Genomic DNA, 23637 nt, shown 5'->3' on the forward strand with positions numbered 1-23637 from the left:
GGGTGACCATAGATTTTTTATGCACCTTCGGTGTCGCTGGCCAGATTACTGCGCCCGTTTTTATCGTAGCGATGTGTCGGTGCTGAATTTGAAGATATTTTTGCAGACCGTTTCTGTGAAGCGTGTAAACTGATAGCTCATCAGCTGTCGCTCAAGACGTTGACCAGGCACCAGTGGCCGGTGGCAACGGATGCTTAAGAGATAGCAACGCTTTCTGATAAGCTTTTGCGTAATTCTCAACATCATATGGGGAACAAGATGCGGATTAAAGCCTTACTGGGTCTCTCGGCAGCGGTGCTGCTGGCAGGGTGCAGCAGCACCAATGAACTGACCTCCGCAGGTCAACAGGTCAAATTCACCGATACCAAGCCCGCGGCAGAATGCCAATTGGTCGGCGAAGTGACCGGCACTCAGAGCAACTGGTTGTCCGGGAGCGGTGGTGAAGGCAGTTCCATGCGTGGCGCGGCCAACGATCTGCGCAACAAGGCAGCGGCAATGGGCGGCAACGTGATTTACGGTGCGACCAGCCCAAGCCAGAACCTGCTTTCAAGTTTTGCACCGCTGGACAGCAAAATGATCGGCCAGGTGTATAAGTGCCCATAACGCAGGCATCAGCAGCCGTATAAAACAAAAGAGGAATGCCCAGGCATTCCTCTTTTTGCATTGATGCTGGCAACTCAACTTTGCATCAGGCGCAGATCTAGCGGGGTTTTGCTTGGCTCGCCGCCAACCTCACGGGTCAGGCGCGGTACCAGATAGCCGGAAACCTTGCTGAGCAAACTTTTCATGATTGCTCGGGCCTCGTCGTCGCTGACCATGAAATGCGCCGACCCCTGCACTTTATCCAACACATGGATGTAATAGGGCAGGATCCCCGCATCAAACAATGCGTTGCTCAGCGCCGCCAGCGTATCGGCATCATCATTGATCCCTCGCAGCAGCACGCTCTGGTTCAGCAGCGTTACTCCTGCATTACGCAACTGTGCCATACTGGCGCGCAGCGATTGGTCAATCTCGTTGGCATGATTGATATGAGTGACCATCAGCACCTGCAGGCGCGATGCTGAGAAGCGTTGGCACAGCGCGGCGGTGATACGGGCTGGTATTACTACCGGTAAACGGGTATGAATACGCAGGCGTTTAAGATGTGGGATAGCTTCCAGTTCCCCGATCAGCCAATCCAGTTCATGGTCTTTGGCCATCAGCGGATCGCCACCGGAGAAAATAATTTCATCCAGTTCCGGGTGTTGACGGATATACTCCACCGCTTGAAGCCAGTTTGCCTTGTTGCCCTGGTTCTCCTGATAGGGGAAATGACGGCGGAAACAGTAGCGGCAGTTAACCGCACAGCCGCCTTTGACCAGCAGCAGGGCACGATTGCGATATTTATGCAGCAACCCCGGCACCACGCTGCGCTGTTCATCCAGCGGATCGGTCGTGAAGCCTGGGGCATTGATGAATTCTGCGCTGGCGGTGAGTACCTGGCGCAGCAACGGGTCATTGGCATCGCCGGGTTGCATGCGCGCAGCAAAGGCACGCGGCACGCGTAGCGCAAACAGGCGGCGTGCATCGCGCCCCTGCGGCAGTTCCGGGTGCGTATTTAGTGACAGAAGCTGCAGTAATTCATCGGGGTCGGTAATAACATCGGCGAGTTGATGCAACCAATCTTCTCTATGCGCCGTGTTTTGGGTTATAATGTGTGCCATTTTTTTGGCTAAGCTACCAGTTTAAATTTTCAGAGGGCCATCATGGCGACTTATTCTAGCAACGATTTCCGTCCGGGTCTTAAAATCATGTTCGAAGGCGAACCTTACGCTATCGAATCCAGCGAGTTCGTAAAACCAGGCAAAGGCCAGGCTTTTGCTCGCGTTAAAATGCGTCGCCTGCTGACTGGCACCCGCGTTGAGAAAACCTTCAAATCTACCGATTCCTGCGAAGGCGCGGACGTGGTAGATACCAACATGAACTACCTGTACAACGACGGTGAGTTCTACCACTTCATGCACCCTGAGACTTTTGAACAGCATCAGGTTGAAGAGAAAACCGTTTCTGACGTCGCGAAATGGCTGCAAGACAATGCGGAATGTATCGTCACCCTCTGGGATGGCCGTCCTATCGCTGTGCTGCCACCGAACTTTATCGAAGCAGAAATCACCGATACCGATCCAGGCCTGAAAGGTGACACCGCAGGTACCGGCGGCAAACCCGCTACCCTGAGCACTGGCGCAGTGGTTAAAGTGCCATTGTTCGTGCAGATTGGTGAAGTGATCAAGGTTGACACCCGCTCTGGCGAATACGTCTCCCGCGTTAAATAAGTTTCAAGGCAGAGGAACCCCCGTGGTTCCTCTGTTTTATCCTTTCCCGTCACACGTTGGCAGATCCGCATGATGAAGAAAACGCTGTTGGTCGTGGTCTCTCTGTTGTTGCTGATGTCTCTCAGCGGCTGCAACACCTTCCGTGGTTTTGGTGAAGACGTGCAACACCTTGGCGGCGCGATTTCCCGTGGTGCCAGCTGATATCGATTAGCGCCATTAATCGGATAATGCAGAAAAATCCGTTTATTCCGGCAACCCTCCTGATTTTTACTACGCTTAGAGAGCTACACTTTTTCACTAATAACGAATAAGGGTAATCTTATGCTGAAGAAAACTATTTTCGCCATTTTCTCTTTGTTGATCCTGTCATCGCTGGTGGGCTGCAATACTACCGAAGGCGTGGGCAAAGATGTTGAAGCTGGTGGTCAGGCGATCCAGCGTAGCGCACAGTAAATTCCTTTGGGTTCAACGGTATTCCACGGCAACGCTTGAATATCCCTTCCGTGGAATACCCATTTCATCGCCTTGTTTGTTATAATCAACGCCTTCAATCAGCCAAGTGGGACGACCCGCCTGCGCTTCTGTTGTCTGGGGACGACCCCACAGTTCTGGAGCCAGTTTCATGGCATGGATTATTTTGCTTTTTGCGGGCCTGTTAGAGGTCGTCTGGGCTATTGGCCTGAAATATACCCACGGTTTTACCCGTTTGACCCCCAGTTTGATTACCGTCGCTGCGATGGTGGTGAGCATGGTGTTGCTGGCGCACGCCATGAAAACGCTGCCCGCGGGCACGGCTTACGCCGTGTGGACCGGGATAGGTGCGGTAGGTGCGGCGGTAATGGGCATGATCCTGCTCGGTGAGTCGACCAACATCATGCGCATTCTCAGTCTGTGTCTGATCGTTGCCGGGATCCTGGGGCTAAAATTCAGCAGTCAGTGAGTGGGCTGCTGATTTACCCAGATCAGTGCTGCGGTATCAAACCCGTAGCCTTTGGCAATTTGCACTAGTCTGTCGCGCGTGGCGGCTTCTATCGTCGGCGTGCGCGACAGTATCCACAGATAGTTGCGGTTTGGGCCTGCCACCAAGGCATAGCGATACTGCGGATCGAGATCGATGACGTTATAGCCGCCATAGAAAGGGCCGAAGAATGAGACTTTCAGCGAGGCCGTCTGCGGTGAGCCGATAAAGTACGCCTTGCCTACGCTTTCCTTCCACTGTTGTTTCTTACTGTCATAACCCCGGTTAATCACCTTCAGACCGCCGTCTTCACGTGGGCTGTAGTTGGCCGTGACCTGCTCCAAGCCTCGTTCAAAGCTGTGATCCAGACGCGCGATTTCATACCAGGTGCCGAGATAGCGTTTGGCTTCGAAGTTGTCTACCACCTTGACGTCCTTCGGGGGTGTCACGCTACAGGCAACGGAAACCAGAGCAGATAACATGACGCAAAGCTTTGACCAGAAACGCATGGGGGACTCCTGTTTAGCAGTAACAGTTAAACAGTGTAGTCGAAAGGAGGGAAGCAGGCGACCAACGGAAGTTGGCCGCCAGAGGTCTTACAGTGTGACGACCCCGATCAGGGTAACCACGCTCAGAATGGCTGCCAGGCCATAGAATACCCATTTGCCCGCAGGCACGTGGACTTTCAGATCGTGCATGGCATGGTGGATACGGTGTAGCCCGCACCACAATGGCAGAATGATCATCAGCAGCAGGAACAGGCGGCCGATCCAGCTTTGGCAAAACGCCAACACGCGGTCATAGCCTAAAGCTTCGCCGGGGAACAGGCCAAGTGGCAGCAGAATGCCGACCAGCAGCACGATAGCCGGAGCAACGATCGCGCCCCACATACCGCCAGCACCAAATAATCCCCAGAAAACCGGCTCGTCAGAGCGCTTAGGTGATTGATTTATCATGTTTCCTCCGGATTACAGTAACGCTACGGCGAGAATGATCACGGTGACGACGATCGTCACTGCCCACAGCGCCTTAACGATTGGCTCCGGCCCCATTTTCTCGCTGTTTACTACGATGTTGGCAGCTTTTGGCGCCAAATCGAACCAGGTTTTGGTATGCAGCGCGGCGGCCAGCAGGGCGATGACGTTAATCAACAGCACCACCGGGTTTTGCAGGAAGCCGACAAAACCGGCCCAGTTTTCCGGGCCGCCCTTCAGGGCAAAGACGCCGTAGATCAGCACCAGGCTGAACCACACCGCCAGCACCGAAGTGCCTTCACGCAGCATGTAGAAACGGTAGAAACCCAGCTTTTGCCACCAGGTTGGCGTCATGGTACGCACATAGGGCTTACGTTGTGTTGTCATTGCTGTCTCCCCTCCCTTATTGCGGTTTCAGCATTGCGATCATGAAGTCTTTGGCACTCTCAACCTTGCCCTGCTGGATCGCAGCGGCCGGATCGACGTGTTTTGGACAGACTTCAGAGCAGTAGCCAACAAACGTACAGGACCAGACACCGTTCTGGCCGTTAAGCAGCGGCATACGCTGTTTCTTGCCGTGGTCACGGTTATCCAGGTTATAGCGGTGTGCCAGCGTAATGGCTGCCGGGCCGATAAATTCCTGATTGAGGCCGAACTGTGGGCAAGCGGCGTAGCACAGGCCGCAGTTGATGCAGCCAGAGAACTGGTGATACTTCGCCATTTGCGCCGGGGTTTGCACGTTCGGGCCATCTTCCGGCTTGCGATCGTTACCGATGATATAAGGCTTGATCGCTTCCAGGCTCTCGATGAAGTGGGTCATATCCACCACCAGATCGCGCTCGATCGGGAAGTTACCCAGCGCCTCAACCTTCATGCCGTCGGTATATTCACGCAGGAAGGTTTTACAGGCCAGTTTCGGCACACGGTTGACCATCATGCCGCAAGAACCACAGATGGCCATACGGCACGACCAGCGGTAGGACAGGTCTGGCGCCAGGTTATCTTTGATATAGCCCAGTGCGTCCAGCAGCGAAGTCTGCTCATCGTAAGGTACGCTGAAGGTCTCGAAATGCGGCTCGGCGTCGCGTTCCGGGTTATAGCGCATGACCTCGATTTTCAGGGTTTTCAGCTCAGCCATTCGCCTGCTCCTTATCCTTTCTCTCTTTGTCCTGCGCTTCGGCTGCTGCGCCATAGACACGCTTGGCCGGTGGCAGTTTGGTAATTTTCACGTCGCTGTACTCCAGGCGTGGTGCGCCGTTCGGGTTATGGAACGCCAGCGTGTGTTTCAGGAAGTTTACGTCGTCACGCTCGGTACAACCTTCGTCGAGACGCTGGTGTGCGCCGCGTGATTCTTTACGGTTGAAGGCCGAGTGCGCCATACATTCGGCAACGTCCAGGCCGTAGCCCAGTTCGATGGTGTACAGCAGGTCGGTATTGAAAACGCTGGAGTTGTCGGTGATTTTGACGCGTTTGAATCGCTCCTTCAGCTCTGCCAGCTTATCGATGGTTTTCTGCATCAGCTCCGGCGTACGGTAGATACCGCAGCCTTCTTCCATCGACAGACCCATTTCGTCGCGGATCTTCGACCAGTTCTCGCTACCTTCCTGTTTCATCAGGTTGCTGAGACGGGTTTCCACGTCGCGGCCTTGCGCTTCGAGCGCGCTGCCGTTGGCCGGGCCGCTTTCCAATGCGCGGCGGGCTGCGTGCTCACCGGCCACACGCCCAAATACCACCAGCTCAGCCAGTGAGTTGGAGCCCAGGCGGTTTGCGCCGTGCAGGCCAACCGAGGAACATTCGCCGACGGCGAACAGCCCTTTGATACGGGTTTCACAGTTCTGATCGGTTTCGATACCGCCCATGGTGTAGTGCGCGGTTGGGCGTACCGGGATTGGATCCTTGACCGGATCGACGCCCACGTAAGCTTTTGACAGCTCACAGATGAACGGCAGACGCTCCAGCAGTTTCTTCTCGCCCAGGTGGCGCAGATCCAGATAGACCACGTCGCCGCGCGGTGTGGCGATGGTGCGGCCAGCACGCCATTCGTGCCAGAAAGCCTGCGATACTTTGTCACGCGGGCCCAGCTCCATATATTTGTTCTTTGGCTCGCCCAACGGGGTTTCCGGGCCCATGCCGTAGTCTTGCAGGTAGCGGTAGCCATCTTTGTTAACCAGTATACCGCCTTCACCGCGGCAGCCTTCGGTCATCAGGATGCCGGAGCCTGGCAGGCCGGTTGGGTGATATTGCACGAACTCCATGTCACGCAGTGGCACGCCGTGGTGGAACGCCATCCCCATACCGTCGCCGGTGACGATGCCGCCGTTGGTGTTATAGCGATAAACGCGGCCTGCACCACCGGTGGCCATAATGACCGCGTTGGCACGGATCTGCACGCGAGTGCCTTCCATCATGTTCATGGCAACCACGCCACGCGCCTGACCATCATCTACCAGCACATCTAATACGAAGTGCTCGTCGAAGCGTTGGATTTGCGGGTATTTCAGCGAGGTCTGGAACAGGGTGTGCAGCATGTGGAAGCCGGTTTTATCGGCGGCGAACCAGGTACGTTCGATCTTCATGCCACCAAAGCGGCGCACGTTGATTGAACCGTCCGGTTTACGGCTCCAAGGGCAGCCCCATTGCTCCAACTGAGCCATTTCACGTGGGCAGCTGTGAACAAAGTGATCGACCACGTCCTGCTCACACAGCCAGTCGCCACCGGCTACGGTGTCCTGGAAGTGATAGTCGTAGCTGTCGTGATCCTGAGTGACTGCAGCGGAGCCCCCTTCGGCGGCTACCGTGTGGCTGCGCATCGGATAAACTTTTGATATCAGCGCGATTTTCAGTTGGGGATTGGCTTCCGCGGCGGCTATGGCTGCCCGTAGACCAGCTCCCCCGGCACCAATGATGGCTAGGTCGGCGTTAAAGGTTTGCACTGCACTCCTCCAATATTCTTGTTAAAACGACAAATTAATAATCTATGCTTAATATTTATAAAAATGCTTCGGGTGCTAAGCTTATTCAGTGACTTGTTAGACTAAAGACTAAGAATAGATAACTGCTACTCAATATAGGGTTATGACTATACCTAAAGTTAAGTAGTAGAAATTTGATGTGATCGATTGTTTTGTCTTTTAACCGTTACGCAAGAGGCATTCCTGCAAAAAGAACGCGTTGCATCGCCTTTGTCTTCGATTAAAGCGATTACCGGTGGTTTATATGGCTTATATGTTTTTTATTATTTTAATGTAGACCAGTGCACACAATAGCCAAGAATTTGTTTGCTTGAGAGGATGCGAGTAGACTGCACCCCCTGTTTGATTTCGGAGTAATTACCATGAGCGAAACGGCAAGCTGGCAGCCAAGTGCACCCATCGCCAATTTGTTGAAGCGCGCAGCGATACTGGCTGAGATCCGGCGCTTCTTTGCCGATCGTGGGGTGTTGGAAGTTGAGACCCCGGCCATGAGCCAGGCGACGGTCACCGACATCCACCTGGTGCCGTTCCAGACGCGTTTCGTCGGCCCGGGCGCGGCAGATGGCCTGACGCTGTACATGATGACCAGCCCGGAATACCACATGAAGCGCCTGCTGGCGGCCGGTAGCGGCCCGATCTATCAGCTGGGGCGCAGCTTCCGTAATGAAGAAGCGGGGCGGCATCACAACCCTGAGTTCACCATGCTGGAATGGTATCGCCCGCACTACGATATGTACCGCCTGATGAATGAAGTGGACGATCTGCTGCAACAGGTGCTGGATTGCGATAGTGCGGAAACCCTGTCCTATCAGCAGGCGTTCCTGCGTCATCTGGATCTCGATCCGCTGTCGGCGGAAAAGGCACAACTGCGTGAGGCGGCGGCCAAGCTCGATCTGAGCAATATTGCCGATACGGAAGAAGACCGCGATAACTTGCTGCAACTGCTGTTCACCGTGGGCGTCGAACCGCATATCGGCCGTGATAAACCGGCATTCGTTTACCACTTCCCGGCCTCACAGGCCTCACTGGCAGAGATCAGCACGGAAGATCACCGTGTCGCCGAGCGGTTTGAGGTTTATTTCAAAGGTCTTGAGCTGGCGAATGGTTTCCGCGAGTTGACCGACGGCGATGAGCAACGTCAGCGCTTTACCCAGGACAATCGTAAACGCGTGGCGCGTGGCCTGCCGGAGCACCCGATTGATAACAACCTGCTGGATGCGTTGAAGCATGGTATGCCGGAGTGTGCTGGCGTGGCGCTGGGGGTCGATCGTTTGGTGATGCTGGCATTGGGAGCGGAAAGCCTGAGCGAAGTGATTGCGTTTCCGGTTAGCCGAGCGTAACCAGATACGTAGGGAGCCGATAAACTTCCACTAGACTCACTACGTAGGGGCGCTGCACGCTGCGCCCGTTTAATTGCTTTGTCATCAGTTTAAAGGGTTCGGCTTGCCGAACCCTTTTTGCATTTATAGCCCGCCCGATTCGCGGCGTGTGTTGCGCGGTGGCGTTGATGCAGGCGTGCGGCCATTGCTGGTCATGCGCGACAGCGTCTCGGTGCGAACCTGGAACGGTGGGTATGGCAGCGTGATGCCGTGCTCACGGTAACCGGCCAGGATGAGCTGGTGGATCTCGTGACGTAACGGCATGCGGTGGCCCATTTCGGCAGCGTAGATACGCAGCTCGAAGATCTGGATACCCTGTTGCAGATCGACCAGATAGGCTTCCGGTGCCGGGTTATCGAGCACCAGTGAGCAGCGCTCCGCCGAGTTGATCAGGATCTTGGTCACCTCTTCCGTATTCGCTTCTGCCGGTGCCGGTACGGTCAATACCACACGGGTCAGCGTATCCGACAGCGACCAGTTGATAAACTGTTCGGTGATAAACGCCTTGTTGGGCACAATGATCTCTTTGCGGTCCCAGTCTGAAATGGTGGTGGCGCGGGTATTGATCTTGGTGACGGTACCCGTCAGGTTTCGGATGGTGACCGTATCGCCGATGCGGATCGGTTTTTCAAACAGAATGATCAGGCCAGAGATAAAGTTGGAGAAGATCTCCTGCATACCAAAGCCCAAGCCCACGCTGAGCGCGGTGACCACCCATTGCAGTTTCGACCATTCAATACCGATCCAGGCAAAGCTGAGGATCGCGCCGAATAGCAGCAACAGATACTTGGTGATGGTGGTAATGGCATAGCCGGTGCCAGGCGTCAGATCCAGGTGCTGCAACACCGCCAGCTCCAGCAACGCAGGCAGGTTACGCACCAACTGCATGGTGACGATCAGCACCAGGATGGCGATCAGCAGCGCCCCCATGGTGATCGGTTGGGCGATATCGATACCATTCACTGTGGAGGTGACATCCCACAGCTTGATATTTTCCAGGAAGCCGAAGGCCGAGTGGATCTCGGACCACAGGACGATCACCGAGACCAGGGCCACCATCGTCAGGATCGAGCGCACCAGCCGCAACGACTGGGCGCTGATGGCGTCCAGATCGATTTCTGTGTCATCCACCTCTAACGCACCTTCGATGCTGTTCGGGGTATGTGAAGACTCATCTTCGCCTTTGGCACGCTGCGCCAGGATATCGGCACGGCGCTGTTTGGCACGGTCAAAGGCGATGCGACGGCGTTGGATCAGCATCCAGCGACGGATAATGTGGTAAATCACCAGCAGCAGGAACCAGATGGCGACCGAGGTTTCCAGACGCGCCAGCAGCTTCTGCGCGGTAGTCAGATAGCCGACGGTGGCCGCCAGCGCGGCAATCAGCGGTGCGGAAAGCAGTAGCCCCCACAGCGCGGTGTTGATCACGTTCTCGCCGGAGCCTTTCTTATCCAGATACAGCGGAATACCGGCTCGTTTCAGGCTGTTGGTGACCAACGCCAGCGCCAGACACAGCAGGATGAAGCACAGGCGGCCCAGAGTATTGGAGAATTCGCGATCGTTAAAATTGTCGAAAGAGATCAGCGCCATAATCAACGGCACGATCAGCCAGATCGACATCTGATAATAACGCATGGCGCGGGAAACCTGCTTCGCCGGCCAACGGAAATGGACGATGAACAACCCTTGCGGATGGGCAAAGGCCGCGCTAATCATACAGACCCACAGCACTGGCAGCGTGGCGGTGACGCCTTCCCCGATCGCGACGGCCACTGGATACGGCCAGGCGTTCTGCAAGCCGAAGCCCAAAGCAGCCCACAACACCGGTAGCGGTAATGCCACCAGAATTGACCAAAATACGGTGCGCAGCGTCAGCAGGAATTCATCCTGCGTGACCTTGCCTACTCTGCTGCTGGCTCGCGCCAGGAACGCATGGTAATGCTTGCGCGAACTGATGCTGAAGATCACCAACAGCACCGCACCAAACAGCGGGATCAAGGTTTCCCGGCTAGTGACCATCATCACGAAGGCACCGCTGAGCTGCGTCAGGGTATCCAATGACAGCACACGAGTCAGATCCTGCGCCACGTTTAGCGGATACGACAGGGTGATGGGGCTGATGTCTGGCACCCAGAACAGATAACGGTGCGCCGCATCCTGGATTTCGTTCAACGCATCGATCAACTGGGTGTTGGCTACCTTCAGTTTGGTCAACTCAAGGATCTGGGTATCGCAGCCGGACAGTAGCGAATTCAGCAGTTCACGCTGAGTGCGTAGCTGAGCATCGACGATACGCTGTTGGGCACTGGTCAGTGGCGAGCCGTCATCCTGCTTAAACTCTTTAGCCCGCTGTGGCAGGCTTTCCAGTTGGCTTTCAAACCGCAGGCGCTGTACCCGCAGATCGGCCATGGCGTTGTCCAACTGTTGGGGCTTTGGCATCTCTGGCAAGGTGGCAACCTGGGCGCGCAGGGTTTCCCCCAGCGCGGTAGAGGCGCTCAGCCATTGGGATTGCTCGATGATGGTGCTCAACGCCTGGCGTACCTGCAACGTTTGTGCGGCGGCCTGGCGCTGTTGGGAAGAGATCAGATCCATCTGCTGCGCCTGATCGTTCAGCGCGGCGGACAGTTCGCGGTTGATTTGCAGCTGCTTGCGCAGGCTGGCGGGCAAATCGCCATTCTGTTCGGCCAATTGCTCGGTTTTTTCCAGCGCCCGTTCTGCTTCTCGCTGGCGTTGGCTATTGAGGTTGTTACGCAATGCCTGAAGTTGGACATCAATTTTTGCATGGCGGGTCTTGTAGACATCGGCACGCATCCGCGCCAATTCCTGACGGTTATTGGCCGAGAGCTGAGCCAACTCCAGCTCATCCACTTTCGCTTTACGTGCCGCCGCCTCAGCCTGTAATACGGCAAGCTGAGCCAGCGCCAATGGAGTGGTCTGGTTATTACCTTGTGCCTGCAAGCGACGCTGTACTTCCGTTAACGCGCGGCGGGCTTCGGTTTGCTGCTGTGGCAGTTGGCTGAGAGAATCGCTGATTTCGCGCGTGCGGTCCTGCTCCTGTTGCAACAGACGGGCCTGTTCCAGCAGTTGGCTGCTGGTTTGCAGGATCAACTGCTCCAGATCGCTGGCGGGCAGGTTCTCGCCGTTGGGCAGGATTTTGGCTTCTTCGATGGTGAGCTGACGGCGCAGTTCCTGCGTCATCTTCGGGAAATCGTCGATCACCCGCTGATACTGCTGGGAATTGTTCTGCGACTCTTTGCGTTCGGTGAGCCAGTTGAGGGCACTTTGCAGCGCCTCAACCGTTTCCGCCTGATTAGGCGCGTTTTTATTGCCCTCGGCCAGCTTCAGTTCTTGCCGTAACTGGGACTCGTTGGGGATCGTGGCGGCCAGCACCGGCTGGATCAGTAGCAGGCTGAGCAATAACGAGATAATCAGGCGCACAGCATCAATTCCCTTAGGTCTGCGGTGTGACGGTTGCGTCTGGCGCGGCCGCGGTTTCTGCAAAAACCTGGCCCATGCGAGTCACGGTGCCGTTGTTCAGGTGTGGAGCGAACTGCACGCTGCCGGGTGTGAACAGGTTGATGACCGTGGAACCAAGTTTGAAGCGGCCCATCTCTTCACCTTTGACCAGTTTGATCGCGCCTTCCATGCCTTCGGCCGGGTAGGTCCAACGGCGGATGATGCCTTCGCGTGGTGGTGTGACGGTACCGGCCCAGACGGTTTCGATGCTGCCGACAATAGTGGCACCGACCAGGATCTGCACCATCGGCCCAAAGGCGGTATCAAATACGCAGATCACCCGCTCATTGCGCGCAAACAGGTTTGGTACGTTGGCGGCGGTCAGCGGATTGACCGAGAACAGATCGCCCGGCACATAGATCATTTCGCACAGCACGCCGTCGCAAGGCATATGGACGCGATGGTAGTCGCTTGGGGCCAGGTAAGTGGTGGCGAACAGACCGTTACGGAAAGGTTCCGCCAACAGATAGTTGCCTGCCAACAGGGCTTCCAGCGTGTAATTATGGCCTTTGGCCTGGAAAATCTGATCGTCGCGGATCGCACCGAGCTGGCTGATGGCACCATCTGCTGGCAGTGCCAGCACGTGAGGTTCCGCTACGATCGGGCGTGCGCCGTCACGTAATGGGCGAACGAAGAACTCATTGAACGTGGCATAGGAGGCCAAATCCGGGTTCTGTGCTTCCTGCATCTGAACGCGGTAATAGCGGGCGAACGCTTTTACCACCAGCGTTGTCAACCAACCGGCTTGTTTATCTGCGCCCCAGCCTGCCAGGCGGGTTAACGCCAGCTTTGGCAGCCAATACTGTAATTTAATTTTGATGCTATCCAGCACATTAACCTCTTAAAAGGGGATATCAGAGCGGGTGTGGCGATGAGCGCACATCCGCACGGTGGATCAGTTAGTTGCGTCCGGGAAGTTTTTGCGGGTTTTAACCTGCGCCATGCTTTCCAGGATGCGGTGATAGTTGTCGAAACGCTCTTTGGCTATCGCGCCACTTTCCATCGCGGCACGAATGGCGCAACCCGGATCGGTGTCGTGACGGCAGTCACGGAATTTACAACCGCCTAAATAGTCGCGGAATTCGACATAGGCCTGAGTGACCTGCTCTGGATCCAAGTGCCACAGGCCGAATTCGCGTACGCCAGGGGAGTCGATTACATCACCACCGTGTTGGAAGTGATACAACCGCGCAGCCGTGGTGGTATGTTGCCCCAGGCCGGAGACGTCGGAAACCTGATTTACCAGAATTTGCTTTTCTGTCTGTGGCAGCAGGGCATTCAACAGGCTGGACTTGCCCACGCCAGACTGCCCGGCAAAGATGCTGATGCGCCCGGCCAGTGCCTGCTCAAAGGCTTCCATCCCTTCACGGGTCTGGCTGGACACTTCCAGAACTCGATAGCCGATATGACGATAGATATCCATCATGCCGTCGACCGTTTTGCGCGCTTCGGCATCCAGCAGATCGATCTTGTTGAGGACGATCAGCGGCTCGACTTCCAGCGTTTCGCAGGCGACCAGGTAGCGATCGATCATATTGAGGGAAAGTTCGGGTAAAATGGCCGAAACGATGACGATCTGATCGATATTGGCGGCGATAGGTTTAACACCGTCGTAGATATCTGGGCGGTTCAGCACCGAGGTACGTTCGTGCACCGCCTCAACGATGCCTTTAACTCCTGCATGGGTGCCTACGCCAGGGCGCCAGACCACGCGATCGCCGGTAACCAGCGACCGTAAGGTACGGCGAATGTTGCAGCGATGCTGGGTGCCGTCTGCGGCTTCAACGTCGGCGTGCATGCCAAAACGGCTGATCACGATCCCGTCTTGTGGTTCGCCCAATTGGGAATCATCCAGTTCCGGCTTATTGTCAGTGCGCCTCAGGCGGCGCTGATGGTTGGCCTGTACGCGGCGTTCTTGACCTTTGGACAGTTTGTTCTTACTCACTGAGCCTCACTTGAATCGGCATTTATCGCTCGGGGCGAGCAAAAAGGCTATGATACACACTATTTTATATTAAATAACCGTTGTTGGCCGCCACGCACGTTGGCATTGACCACGGGCAAACCCGTGGTTTGTTTATCTTTCGGCTTTTACGCAGGAAAAATCATGACAGGAAACGAAAACAACCTGATTTGGATCGATCTGGAGATGACCGGGTTGGACCCTGAACGCGATCGCATTATCGAGATTGCGACGTTGGTGACCGACGCCAACTTGAATATCCTTGCCGAAGGACCGGTGATCGCAGTGCATCAATCTGATGAGCAACTGGCACTGATGGATGACTGGAATGTGCGGACTCATACCGGCAGCGGGCTGGTGGAGCGGGTCAAAGCCAGCCAGCATGATGACCGTGCCGCCGAGTTGGCCACCATCGCTTTTCTGCAAGCGTGGGTTCCTGCGGGTAAATCCCCTATTTGTGGCAACAGCGTGGGTCAGGATCGCCGTTTCCTGTTCCGCTATATGCCGCTGCTGGAAGCCTACTTTCATTATCGCTATCTGGATGTCAGCACCTTGAAGGAACTGGCACGCCGCTGGAAACCGGAGATCCTGCCAGGCTTCAAAAAGCAAGGCACCCATCAGGCGCTGGATGATATCCGTGAATCCGTTGCGGAACTGGCGTACTACCGCGAGCATTTTATTCAGTTGTAATGCGTGTAGTGCCCCTGAGCGCCTTGTTGGCGCTTAATCCACCATTTAGGTGTTTAAAGCAGCAATCAAACAAAAAACGCGTTTTTTTGCTTTCAGGGGCTTGCAGCAGAAAGGATTTCTCGTATAATGCGCACCCCGTACCGATGAAGAATTTCATTCTATTCACCATCGTTGCGCCGGGCGGGAATAGCTCAGTTGGTAGAGCACGACCTTGCCAAGGTCGGGGTCGCGAGTTCGAGTCTCGTTTCCCGCTCCAAATTCAACAATGCTGCTGATGTAGCATGATGAAGAAAAAGTAGTTAAAGTAGTACCCATGCGACGCGGGAATAGCTCAGTTGGTAGAGCACGACCTTGCCAAGGTCGGGGTCGCGAGTTCGAGTCTCGTTTCCCGCTCCAAAAATTTCAAAGGCCATGCTGTTAATTGTTGGCCGGATGCTCAAGCATCTCAATGCGGGAATAGCTCAGTTGGTAGAGCACGACCTTGCCAAGGTCGGGGTCGCGAGTTCGAGTCTCGTTTCCCGCTCCAATTTCTTCTTATCAAAACGTCAAACTTCATAAAATAGCGCCCGAAAGGCACTGATACGTTCAGTTTTCTGCAACGTCCATACGCCTGTCCGCATCGTTACCATGAAAATGATCGGGTTCTACCGTCGTTTCAGGGTTAATAACTGAGGACTTCAACGTTTGAAAATCAGGTCATAGCCAGGCTGCCGAGTTATTGCTGTGCGGAAGGCAAAACAAGCTTGAAATCGGCGTCGAATGTGTCTAGAATCAGCCCGCTGTGTGAGGACCGATGAATAAAACTTGGCCTTTTAAGCACCTTCTATAGTTAAATCCCCATACTCGTTTTCCTCGGATAAAGTCAGCTCCACGCGGCTTTAGGCGCGGTTTTCTTTTCGGTTATACATTGCCAGACAAAATGTTGTGAACAGAGTTATCCACAGCTTACGGACATAATGCCTGCAGTTTAAAAAAGCAACATCGCGCAATCAAAATTTTTATCTTGTTGATAAAAATCAATATTTATTTCTTATAAAACGTTATCTCGATCACTTGCTCTTTTTGTTACGCTTGAAAGACAACGCATTTTTATTTTTATGCACAAATCCACAGGGTAGGTGTGGTGGTTTTTTAAGCATCCCTCGGTAATCCTTTCTCGACGGCCCTAATTAAACGTTTTTTCTGCATAGTCTGCACTTCAACCGCCACGGCTTCACGACGCGCCAGCTGTTGAGCCAGTGCCCAGTGGATATGCTCGTCCAACATCGGATCCTGACCTTGTCGGGCCTGCAAGCTGAGGACGATCTGATCTAAATAGGGGGCATTGCCGAGGGCGACCGCGATATTGCGTAACCAACGCAAATGGCCGATACGTCGGATCGCCGATCCTTCGGTGATACGCAGAAACTTCTCTTCGTTCCAACCAAACAGTTCGATCAGTTGCGGGGCATGCAGCGCAGCGCGTGGGCTGAAATCGTCTTCATCGGTCAGTTGTGAAAAGCGATTCCATGGGCAAATCAGCTGGCAATCGTCGCAACCATAGATGCGATTGCCCATCAGTGGCCGGAACTCTTCTGGGATCGCGCCTTCCAGCTCGATGGTCAGGTAGGAGATGCAGCGCCGGGCATCAACGGTATAAGGGGCAACGATGGCGCCGGTCGGGCAAGTGGTGATGCATGCCACACAGCGGCCGCACTGTTCTTCCTGCGGCTTATCCACCGGCAAGGGCAGGTCGATCAATAACTCCCCCAGAAAGAACCAGGAACCCGCTTCGCGGTTGAGGATCAGTGAGTGTTTACCAACCCAGCCAATACCGGCCTTTGAGGCCAATGCGCGCTCCATGATCGGCGCCGAATCCACAAAGGGGCGGAAATTCAGCTCACCGCAGTAAGCCTGGATTTGATCGCCGAGCTTTTTTAGCCGTTGGCGCAGCAGTTTGTGATAATCGCGCCCTAGCGCATAGCGGCTAACGTAGCCCAGCTCTGGGTTGTTTAACGTACTGGCGAACGCGGCTTTAGCGGGCAGATAGTTCATGCGCACGCTGATGACCCGCAGCGTGCCGGGCAATAATTCGTGTGGCCGTGCGCGCATCATGCCGTGACGTGCCATCCACTCCATCTCACCGTGGTATTGCTTATCCAGCCATACCTGCAATCTGGGCTCTTCCGCGCTGAGATCGGTATCGCAGATCCCAACCTGCTGGAATCCTAGCGATTGCCCCCATTGCTTGATATGTTGGGCTAATTGATCGAGATCGAGGGGGTGTGTCATGACGGGCCATAGTGAGAAACAGTACTGCTCCAGTTTACCACACTCTGTTTGGTCTGCGGACTGGATCCGGCAGGCAGAACCTGCCGCCGCCGCTTCCTTGGGCCTTTCGTTATATTCGTTAATGCAGCGTGCTGGCGCGGCTGCCTATGAGCTGGCGTGTGACCGGTATCCGGCCAGCAGGCATTGGCTGGTGCTGTGTGGGCATGGCAATAACGGTGGTGATGGCTATGTGGTTGCGCGTCTGGCTCGTGCGGCGGGTATCAAGGTGACTCTCATTGCTTGCGAAGGGGGTCGTTCACTACCGCCTGAAGCGTCTGCTGCCCGGCAAGCCTGGTTGGAAAGCGGCGGTGAAGTTCTACCTGCGACCAGCCGTTGGCCTGTGGATTTCGATCTCATCATCGATGGTTTGTTAGGCACCGGATTGGGGGCAGCCCCCAGAGCACCTTATGATGCCCTGATCGAGGCGGCCAACCGAGCCGATGCGCCGGTGATTGCTTTGGATATTCCGTCTGGCCTGCTGGCTGAAAGCGGAGCCGTGCCGGGAGCCACTATCCGCGCAACCCACACATTGACGTTTATTGCTCTCAAGCCTGGGCTGCTGACCGGGCAGGCACGCGATTGGGTGGGGCAATTGCACTACAGTACGCTAGGATTGACGGACTGGCTGGCATTACAGTCCCCACAGATTGAGCGGCTGACGGCTGGCGATGTAGACCGGTGGCTGAAGCCTCGCCGTCCTTGTTCTCATAAAGGGGAGCATGGTCGTTTGTTGCTGGTTGGCGGGGATCACGGTTTTGGCGGGGCAATCCGCATGGCGGCGGAAGCGGCATTGCGTGCGGGGGCCGGATTAGTGCGAGTGCTTACTCACAGTGAGAACATCGGGCCGCTGCTGACCGCACGGCCTGAACTGATGGTGCAACGGCTGAGTGATGATACCCTGCAACAGGCGCTTGACTGGGCCGATGTGGTGGTGATTGGCCCGGGGCTTGGCCAGGGCGATTGGGGTCATAATGCGTTGAAGCAGCTGCAAGCCAGTGATAAACCAACCTTATGGGATGCGGATGCGCTTAACTTGCTGGCATTACACCCTGAGAAGCGTCAGAATCGTATCATTACCCCGCACCCTGGCGAAGCCGCACGATTATTGAGCTGCCGCACCGCTGATATTGAGAGTGATCGCTTACTTGCAACCCGCAGGCTGGTGGCGCAATACGGCGGCGTTGTGGTGCTGAAAGGCGCAGGCACGTTGATCGCCGATGAGCATGGAGAGATGGCGATCGCCGACGTTGGCAACGCGGGCATGGCGTCCGGTGGCATGGGAGATGTGCTGTCGGGTATCATTGGCGGTTTGCTGGCGCAAAAGCTGGCGCTGTATGATGCCGCCTGCGCGGGCTGTGTCGTGCACGGTGCTGCTGCGGATAGCGTGGCAGAACAACAAGGAACAAGAGGATTACTGGCAACCGATCTGCTGCCGATGATCCCACATTACGTTAACCCTCAGTTGGCAAAATAGACATTATCGAATGAAAGAACTCGTTTTACCGCTGCCGGATGAGGCAGCCACAGTCGCACTGGGTGCCGTGTTGGCCCAGGCGTGCGATCGTGCCAGTGTGATTTATCTTTATGGCGATTTGGGTGCCGGTAAAACCACCTTCAGCCGCGGCTTTTTGCAGGCGTTAGGCCATCAGGGCAATGTAAAAAGCCCGACCTATACGCTGGTCGAACCCTATGCGCTGCAACCGCTGGCGGTATTTCACTTTGATCTTTACCGCTTGGCCGACCCGGAAGAACTCGAATTTATGGGTATCCGTGACTATTTTGCCCAGGACTCGATTTGCCTGGTGGAATGGCCACAGCAGGGTACCGGCGTGCTGCCCGATCCCGATCTGGAACTGCATCTCAGTTACCATGACGAAGGGCGTCAGGCGCAACTCCAGGCGGTTTCAGCCTATGGCGAACAGCTATTAGATCGTATCCAGGGGCAACAAGGATGACGCAGCAATGAGGTATGGGTTCAGAAGAGTTGCTGTTATTGCCTTGCTTGCGCTACTGGGGCCGTTTGGTGCCTGGGCGGCGTCGTCTCTCTCCGATGTCAAGGTGACCAACGCCCAGCGGGAGGCGATAGTTTCGGTGAGCTTTACCGGCCCGCCTGACTACGCCTTTGCCACGCTGCATGGGCCGGATCGGGTCGTACTGGATGTTAACCAAACGGGCAAGGTGGGTGGCCTGCCGTTGAACTTCAGCGGCCAGAATCTGCTAAAAAGCATTCGTTCCAGCAAGCCGAAAGATGCGCAAAGCGTCCGTTTGGTGTTTGATTTAACCCAGCGCGCCAAAACTCGCACCAGCACCAGGCAGGAAGGCAACACTTACATCGTGGTGTTCACTGTCACCTCTGAAGCCACCCCTGTCCGTAAGGCCCCGGTACCAGTACCTGTGCCGGTGGTGAAAGAGCCAGTGCGTAAAGCGGCGGCTACACAGAGCGAAGCAAATCCATTCACTCCTAAGTCGGCTGTGGTATCAGGTACGGCAACCGGAGTGACTCCGCGCAGTAGCCGGGTATCCGCCGGTTCTGGCGATCGGGTGGTGGTAGCGATCGATGCCGGCCACGGTGGGCAAGATCCTGGCGCTATCGGGCCAAACGGCCTGAAAGAGAAAAACGTCACTATCGCTATTGCGCATCGCCTGCGTGCGCTGTTGGATGCCGATCCGATGTTCAAAGCGGTGATGACCCGTAACGGGGATTACTTCATTTCAGTGATGGGGCGCTCTGACGTGGCGCGTAAGCAGGGAGCCAACGTGTTGGTTTCCATCCACGCGGATGCCGCACCTAACCGTAGCGCTAAAGGGGCTTCGGTTTGGGTGTTGTCTAATCGCCGGGCCAACAGCGAAATGGCCGGTTGGTTGGAACAACACGAGAAACAGTCCGAATTGCTCGGCGGTGCGGGCGATCTGCTGGCCAATAGCCAGGCCGATCCTTATCTGAGTCAGGCCGTGCTGGATCTGCAGTTTGGCCATTCGCAGCGCGTCGGTTATGACGTGGCCGTCAAGGTATTACAGCAGTTACAGGTCGTAGGGTCATTGCACAAACGCCGTCCGGAACACGCCAGCCTGGGAGTGCTGCGTTCACCGGATATTCCATCCTTGCTGGTGGAAACCGGGTTTATCAGTAATAGCACGGAGGAGCGACTGCTGGGCAGTAGCGCATATCAGGATAAAATTGCACGGGCGATCCACAACGGCCTGCGCAGTTATTTCCTGGCGCATCCGCTACAAGCCGACCCAAAGGTGGAAAACCGCCCGCTGGACGTCGCAGCGGCGGTTAACTCCACAACAGAAGATCTCAGACAGGCTGATCCGGTGACCAACCCGGTCAGAAGTAGCGCCAGCACCGGCAAAACGCAGATCCACGTGGTGAAGCGGGCGGAAACGCTTTCCGGCATTGCCGATAGCTATGGCACCAGCATGGCGGCGTTGCGCGATCTGAACAAACTGAAAAAAGACGGTGTCTGGGTTGGCCAGCGCCTGAAGGTTCCCGCTGGGAAAAAGGTGGCGGCGCTGGTTCAGACCAAGGCCAAAAGCACCAAACCGGGCAAACATAAAGTGACTCGTGGTGATACGCTGTCATCTATCGCGGCGCATTATGGTGTCAGCGTCAGCGAGCTTAAACGGGTTAACAAATTAAAGTCGGATGTTGCGCCGCTGGATCGGACGCTGATCATTCCGCAGGCTTGATGCCAAACACAGAGGGAGCCGCATGCCTATCCAGGTATTACCGCCACAGCTAGCCAACCAGATTGCCGCCGGAGAAGTGGTCGAAAGGCCTGCGTCGGTAGTGAAAGAACTGGTAGAAAACAGCCTGGATGCCGGGGCAACGCGGATCGATATTGATATCGAACGCGGCGGAGCCAAACTGATCCGCATCCGTGATAACGGTTGCGGCATTGGCAAAGCCGACCTGGCCTTGGCGCTGGCGCGCCATGCCACCAGTAAAATCAGCACGCTTGATGATCTGGAGGCGATTGTCAGCCTGGGGTTCCGTGGTGAAGCGTTGGCCAGTATCAGCTCGGTGTCCCGTTTGACGTTGACCTCACGTACGGCGGAACAGAGCGAAGCCTGGCAAGCCTACGCCGAAGGGCGCGATCAGGCGGTTACCGTTAAACCAGCTGCTCATCCCGTGGGCAGTACGCTGGAAGTGCTCGATCTGTTTTACAACACCCCTGCGCGGCGTAAATTCATGCGCACGGAAAAAACCGAATTCGGCCATATCGACGAAGTGGTGCGGCGCATTGCGCTGGCCCGTTTCGATGTGGCGATCAACCTCAGCCATAACGGCAAGCTGATGCGTCAATATCGCGCAGCCAAAGAGGAAAGCCAGCATGAGCGGCGTCTGGCCAGCATTTGTGGCCCGGCCTTCTTGCAGCATGCGTTGGCGATTTCCTGGCAGCATGGCGATCTGAGCATCCGCGGTTGGGTCGCCGATCCGCAAGGGGCGCGCCAGCTTGACGAAATGCAGTATTGCTACGTTAACAGCCGGATGATGCGCGATCGGCTGATTAATCATGCCATCCGTCAGGCGTATCAGGATCAGTTAAAAGACGATCAGCAGCCCGCCTATGTGTTGTATCTGGAAGTGGACCCGCATCAGGTGGATGTTAACGTCCATCCGGCCAAGCACGAGGTGCGTTTCCATCAGGCTCGGTTGGTGCATGACTTTATCTACCAGGCCGTCACCACGGTATTGCAGCAGGTGGGCAATACCGAACTGCCGTTAGTAGAAGAAAAGGGTGGGCAGGAAACTCCGACCTGGCAGCCGGAGAATCGTGTTGCTGCCGGTGGTAATCATTTCTCCCAGCCTGTGCCACAGCGTGAACGTCAGCCTGCTGCATCCACTGCGGCCCGTGAACGTGCACCGCAGCCCGCCTATCAGGCCGGTGCGGCTTATCAAAAACGTGAAGGCGAACTGTATGGCAAGCTGTTGCAGGCTACGCCACCCACCGAGACGGTAAAACAGCCGCTGTTCCCACCGGTTAATACCGTGCAGGAAACTCCGCTCGCCGGGAGCCAGCACAGTTTTGGTCGCGTTCTGATGATTTGCCCACCAAGCTATGCGCTGGTTGAACAGCGTCAGCAACTGGCATTACTGAATCTGACCATGGCCGAACGCTGGCTGCGTCAGGCACAGCTCTGCCCGCCGGAAGAAGGCTTACGGCCACAGCCGCTGCTGATCCCGATTAAACTGACGCTGAATAAACATGAAGCGGCCGCCTGCGTGCAACACCAGGCGCTGCTGGTCAAAATGGGGCTGGAACTGCAATCCGAACACGGGCGTGTGACCTTGCGCGCAGTGCCTTTACCATTACGCCAACAAAATTTACAAAAGTTGATACCCGAGCTGTTAGGCTATCTGGCCGAACATCAGGAGATGTCGCCGACGATGCTATCCATCTGGATCGCCAGCCAATTAGGCAGCGAACATGAAGAGTGGAACAGATCGCAAGCGATACAATTATTGACAGAAGTTGAACGACTTTGTCCGCAACTGGTCAAATCCCCTCCTGCCGCTCTTTTACAACCCGTTGATTTGCAGGCTGCATTGGCAGCACTTAAGCATGACTGAAACTGAAATGAATTCTCGTCCCCCTGCCATTTTTATCATGGGGCCCACGGCCTCTGGCAAAACTGCCCTGGCGATGGCGCTGCGTGAGCGGCTGCCCGTCGAGCTGATCAGTGTCGATTCCGCCCTGATTTATCGCGGTATGGATATTGGCACTGCCAAGCCCTCGGCGGAAGAGTTAGCCCAGGCACCACACCGGTTGATTGATATCCGCGATCCTGCGCAAGCGTATTCGGCGGCGGATTTCCGTGCCGATGCATTGCAGGAAATGGCCGATATTACTGCCGCCGGGCGTATTCCGCTGTTGGTAGGGGGCACAATGCTTTATTTTAAGGCGTTGCTGGAAGGTTTATCGCCGTTACCCTCTGCCGATCCGGCAGTGCGTGAGCAGATCGAGCAGCAGGCGGCGGAGTACGGTTGGGAGGCTTTGCACCGTCAATTGCAGGCGATCGACCCGGTTGCAGCCTTGCGTATTCATCCGAATGATCCACAGAGACTCTCCAGAGCACTGGAAGTTTTTTTCATTTCGGGTAAAACTTTAACTGAGCTGACTAAAATTTCAGGTGAATCGTTGCCGTATCATGTTCACCAATTTGCGATAGCGCCAGTCAGCCGGGAGTTGTTACATCAACGTATCGAGCTGCGGTTCAATCAGATGTTGGCGGCGGGTTTTGAGGCGGAAGCGCGTGCACTTTTTGCACGGGGTGATTTGCATACGGATTTGCCTTCCATTCGCTGTGTCGGTTATCGCCAGATGTGGTCATATTTTTCTGGTGAGATTAGTTACGATGAGATGGTTTTTCGAGGTATTTGCGCAACACGTCAGTTGGCCAAACGCCAGATGACCTGGTTACGGGGTTGGGAGTCGGTTCGGTGGTTGGACAGTGAAAAGCCGGGAGAGGCTTTGGACTCGGTAACACAGGTTGTTAGTGCATAGGTTGAGTGATTGTGTACAATTGATGAGTATTCAGCGCGCAAATTTTTT

The 23637-nt window shown here is 55.5% G+C and carries 22 protein-coding genes and 3 tRNA genes; 15 read left to right on the forward strand and 10 right to left on the reverse strand.

What is annotated here, in order from left to right:
- Positions 1-258: 258 nt before the first annotated feature.
- Positions 259-603, forward strand: a complete 345-nt coding sequence (locus tag U869_RS0115385; RefSeq protein WP_025122327.1) for a DUF4156 domain-containing protein — start codon at positions 259-261, stop codon at positions 601-603.
- A gap of 74 nt (positions 604-677) precedes the next feature.
- Here U869_RS0115385 and epmB read toward each other — a convergent pair whose 3' ends face one another.
- Positions 678-1706, reverse strand: a complete 1029-nt coding sequence (epmB, locus tag U869_RS0115390; protein ID WP_025122326.1) for an EF-P beta-lysylation protein EpmB — start codon at positions 1704-1706, stop codon at positions 678-680.
- A 42-nt stretch (positions 1707-1748) separates the two neighbouring features.
- Here epmB and efp point away from each other — a divergent pair, with 42 nt between their 5' ends.
- The 4 genes from efp to sugE all read left to right on the forward strand — a co-directional run bounded on the left by efp (position 1749) and on the right by sugE (position 3255).
- Entirely contained in the window at positions 1749-2315 is a 567-nt protein-coding gene (gene efp, locus U869_RS0115395) for an elongation factor P (RefSeq protein ID WP_025122325.1), read from the forward strand.
- A gap of 69 nt (positions 2316-2384) precedes the next feature.
- A complete protein-coding gene (locus tag U869_RS0115400; protein ID WP_025122324.1) occupies positions 2385-2516 on the forward strand; it encodes an entericidin A/B family lipoprotein in 132 nt (43 codons plus the stop codon).
- Between the two features lie 120 nt (positions 2517-2636).
- A complete protein-coding gene (locus U869_RS0115405) occupies positions 2637-2768 on the forward strand; it encodes an entericidin A/B family lipoprotein (RefSeq protein ID WP_021807577.1) in 132 nt (43 codons plus the stop codon).
- Between the two features lie 169 nt (positions 2769-2937).
- Positions 2938-3255, forward strand: a complete 318-nt coding sequence (gene sugE / locus U869_RS0115415) for a quaternary ammonium compound efflux SMR transporter SugE (RefSeq protein ID WP_025122323.1) — start codon at positions 2938-2940, stop codon at positions 3253-3255.
- On the opposite strand, the gene blc is transcribed toward sugE, so the two are convergent.
- The 5 genes from blc to frdA all read right to left on the reverse strand — a co-directional run bounded on the left by blc (position 3249) and on the right by frdA (position 7180).
- Entirely contained in the window at positions 3249-3782 is a 534-nt protein-coding gene (gene blc, locus U869_RS0115420) for an outer membrane lipoprotein Blc (RefSeq protein ID WP_025122322.1), read from the reverse strand. The genes sugE and blc overlap by 7 nt on opposite strands.
- Before the next feature lie 87 nt (positions 3783-3869).
- Complete coding sequence (gene frdD, locus U869_RS0115425; protein WP_025122321.1) at positions 3870-4229, reverse strand: fumarate reductase subunit FrdD; 360 nt, start codon at positions 4227-4229, stop codon at positions 3870-3872.
- A gap of 12 nt (positions 4230-4241) precedes the next feature.
- Positions 4242-4634 (reverse strand): fumarate reductase subunit FrdC, encoded by a 393-nt coding sequence (gene frdC / locus U869_RS0115430; RefSeq protein ID WP_025122320.1) that lies wholly within the window; start codon positions 4632-4634, stop codon positions 4242-4244.
- Positions 4635-4650: 16 nt separating this feature from the next.
- Positions 4651-5385, reverse strand: a complete 735-nt coding sequence (locus U869_RS0115435) for a succinate dehydrogenase/fumarate reductase iron-sulfur subunit (protein WP_024484774.1) — start codon at positions 5383-5385, stop codon at positions 4651-4653.
- On the reverse strand, positions 5378-7180 hold the full coding sequence (gene frdA, locus U869_RS0115440) for a fumarate reductase (quinol) flavoprotein subunit (protein WP_025122319.1): 1803 nt from the start codon (positions 7178-7180) through the stop codon (positions 5378-5380). Before frdA ends, U869_RS0115435 begins: the two co-directional genes overlap by 8 nt.
- Before the next feature lie 401 nt (positions 7181-7581).
- Here frdA and epmA point away from each other — a divergent pair, with 401 nt between their 5' ends.
- Positions 7582-8559, forward strand: coding sequence for an elongation factor P--(R)-beta-lysine ligase (gene epmA / locus U869_RS0115445; RefSeq protein WP_025122318.1), 978 nt, complete (start codon positions 7582-7584; stop codon positions 8557-8559).
- 123 nt (positions 8560-8682) lie between these two features.
- On the opposite strand, the gene mscM is transcribed toward epmA, so the two are convergent.
- From mscM to rsgA, 3 genes are all read right to left on the reverse strand, one after another.
- Positions 8683-12036 carry a miniconductance mechanosensitive channel MscM gene (mscM, locus tag U869_RS0115450; RefSeq protein WP_025122317.1) on the reverse strand — a complete coding sequence of 1118 codons (3354 nt, stop codon included), beginning with the start codon at positions 12034-12036 and terminating at the stop codon, positions 8683-8685.
- Positions 12037-12049: 13 nt separating this feature from the next.
- Entirely contained in the window at positions 12050-12946 is an 897-nt protein-coding gene (gene asd / locus U869_RS0115455; protein WP_025122316.1) for an archaetidylserine decarboxylase, read from the reverse strand.
- A gap of 63 nt (positions 12947-13009) precedes the next feature.
- Positions 13010-14059 carry a small ribosomal subunit biogenesis GTPase RsgA gene (gene rsgA, locus U869_RS0115460; protein ID WP_025122315.1) on the reverse strand — a complete coding sequence of 350 codons (1050 nt, stop codon included), beginning with the start codon at positions 14057-14059 and terminating at the stop codon, positions 13010-13012.
- Between the two features lie 162 nt (positions 14060-14221).
- On the opposite strand from rsgA, the gene orn reads away from it, so the two are divergent.
- The 4 genes from orn (at position 14222) to U869_RS0115480 (ending at position 15293) form a co-directional block, all read left to right on the forward strand.
- Positions 14222-14767 carry an oligoribonuclease gene (gene orn, locus U869_RS0115465; protein WP_024530195.1) on the forward strand — a complete coding sequence of 182 codons (546 nt, stop codon included), beginning with the start codon at positions 14222-14224 and terminating at the stop codon, positions 14765-14767.
- Between the two features lie 180 nt (positions 14768-14947).
- A tRNA-Gly gene (locus U869_RS0115470) sits at positions 14948-15023 on the forward strand.
- Between the two features lie 64 nt (positions 15024-15087).
- A tRNA-Gly gene (locus U869_RS0115475) sits at positions 15088-15163 on the forward strand.
- Positions 15164-15217: 54 nt separating this feature from the next.
- Positions 15218-15293, forward strand: a tRNA-Gly gene (locus U869_RS0115480).
- Positions 15294-15898: 605 nt separating this feature from the next.
- Here the strand turns inward: U869_RS0115480 and queG are convergent.
- Positions 15899-17038 carry a tRNA epoxyqueuosine(34) reductase QueG gene (gene queG / locus U869_RS0115485; protein WP_025122314.1) on the reverse strand — a complete coding sequence of 380 codons (1140 nt, stop codon included), beginning with the start codon at positions 17036-17038 and terminating at the stop codon, positions 15899-15901.
- Between queG and nnr the strand changes: the two genes are divergently transcribed.
- From nnr to miaA, 5 genes are read left to right on the forward strand one after another with little or no spacing between them, the layout of a single operon-like run.
- Complete coding sequence (nnr, locus tag U869_RS0115490; protein WP_025122313.1) at positions 17037-18551, forward strand: bifunctional ADP-dependent NAD(P)H-hydrate dehydratase/NAD(P)H-hydrate epimerase; 1515 nt, start codon at positions 17037-17039, stop codon at positions 18549-18551. The two genes, queG and nnr, sit on opposite strands and share 2 nt — an antisense overlap.
- A gap of 10 nt (positions 18552-18561) precedes the next feature.
- Positions 18562-19032 carry a tRNA (adenosine(37)-N6)-threonylcarbamoyltransferase complex ATPase subunit type 1 TsaE gene (gene tsaE / locus U869_RS0115495; RefSeq protein ID WP_025122312.1) on the forward strand — a complete coding sequence of 157 codons (471 nt, stop codon included), beginning with the start codon at positions 18562-18564 and terminating at the stop codon, positions 19030-19032.
- 7 nt (positions 19033-19039) lie between these two features.
- The gene (gene amiB, locus U869_RS0115500) at positions 19040-20770 is read left to right on the forward strand and encodes an N-acetylmuramoyl-L-alanine amidase AmiB (RefSeq protein WP_025122311.1); all 1731 of its coding nucleotides are present in this window, start codon (positions 19040-19042) and stop codon (positions 20768-20770) included.
- A gap of 22 nt (positions 20771-20792) precedes the next feature.
- Positions 20793-22655, forward strand: coding sequence for a DNA mismatch repair endonuclease MutL (mutL, locus tag U869_RS0115505; protein ID WP_025122310.1), 1863 nt, complete (start codon positions 20793-20795; stop codon positions 22653-22655).
- Positions 22648-23589, forward strand: a complete 942-nt coding sequence (miaA, locus tag U869_RS0115510; RefSeq protein ID WP_025122309.1) for a tRNA (adenosine(37)-N6)-dimethylallyltransferase MiaA — start codon at positions 22648-22650, stop codon at positions 23587-23589. Before mutL ends, miaA begins: the two co-directional genes overlap by 8 nt.
- The last annotated feature ends 48 nt before the right edge of the window (positions 23590-23637 follow it).

Origin of the sequence: Serratia sp. H1w (assembly GCF_000633355.1) — a bacterium.
In the GTDB taxonomy this organism is placed as follows: domain Bacteria; phylum Pseudomonadota; class Gammaproteobacteria; order Enterobacterales; family Enterobacteriaceae; genus Chania.

What these genes read in the sequence shown, in the direction of transcription:
- U869_RS0115385 (WP_025122327.1), top strand. Translation starts at nt 259, where the DNA reads ATGCGGATTAAAGCCTTACTGGGTCTCTCGGCAGCGGTGCTGCTGGCA.
- epmB (WP_025122326.1), bottom strand. Translation starts at nt 1,706, where the DNA reads ATGGCACACATTATAACCCAAAACACGGCGCATAGAGAAGATTGGTTG.
- efp (WP_025122325.1), top strand. Translation starts at nt 1,749, where the DNA reads ATGGCGACTTATTCTAGCAACGATTTCCGTCCGGGTCTTAAAATCATG.
- U869_RS0115400 (WP_025122324.1), top strand. Translation starts at nt 2,385, where the DNA reads ATGATGAAGAAAACGCTGTTGGTCGTGGTCTCTCTGTTGTTGCTGATG.
- U869_RS0115405 (WP_021807577.1), top strand. Translation starts at nt 2,637, where the DNA reads ATGCTGAAGAAAACTATTTTCGCCATTTTCTCTTTGTTGATCCTGTCA.
- sugE (WP_025122323.1), top strand. Translation starts at nt 2,938, where the DNA reads ATGGCATGGATTATTTTGCTTTTTGCGGGCCTGTTAGAGGTCGTCTGG.
- blc (WP_025122322.1), bottom strand. Translation starts at nt 3,782, where the DNA reads ATGCGTTTCTGGTCAAAGCTTTGCGTCATGTTATCTGCTCTGGTTTCC.
- frdD (WP_025122321.1), bottom strand. Translation starts at nt 4,229, where the DNA reads ATGATAAATCAATCACCTAAGCGCTCTGACGAGCCGGTTTTCTGGGGA.
- frdC (WP_025122320.1), bottom strand. Translation starts at nt 4,634, where the DNA reads ATGACAACACAACGTAAGCCCTATGTGCGTACCATGACGCCAACCTGG.
- U869_RS0115435 (WP_024484774.1), bottom strand. Translation starts at nt 5,385, where the DNA reads ATGGCTGAGCTGAAAACCCTGAAAATCGAGGTCATGCGCTATAACCCG.
- epmA (WP_025122318.1), top strand. Translation starts at nt 7,582, where the DNA reads ATGAGCGAAACGGCAAGCTGGCAGCCAAGTGCACCCATCGCCAATTTG.
- orn (WP_024530195.1), top strand. Translation starts at nt 14,222, where the DNA reads ATGACAGGAAACGAAAACAACCTGATTTGGATCGATCTGGAGATGACC.
- nnr (WP_025122313.1), top strand. Translation starts at nt 17,037, where the DNA reads ATGACGGGCCATAGTGAGAAACAGTACTGCTCCAGTTTACCACACTCT.
- queG (WP_025122314.1), bottom strand. Translation starts at nt 17,038, where the DNA reads ATGACACACCCCCTCGATCTCGATCAATTAGCCCAACATATCAAGCAA.
- tsaE (WP_025122312.1), top strand. Translation starts at nt 18,562, where the DNA reads ATGAAAGAACTCGTTTTACCGCTGCCGGATGAGGCAGCCACAGTCGCA.
- amiB (WP_025122311.1), top strand. Translation starts at nt 19,040, where the DNA reads ATGAGGTATGGGTTCAGAAGAGTTGCTGTTATTGCCTTGCTTGCGCTA.
- mutL (WP_025122310.1), top strand. Translation starts at nt 20,793, where the DNA reads ATGCCTATCCAGGTATTACCGCCACAGCTAGCCAACCAGATTGCCGCC.
- miaA (WP_025122309.1), top strand. Translation starts at nt 22,648, where the DNA reads ATGACTGAAACTGAAATGAATTCTCGTCCCCCTGCCATTTTTATCATG.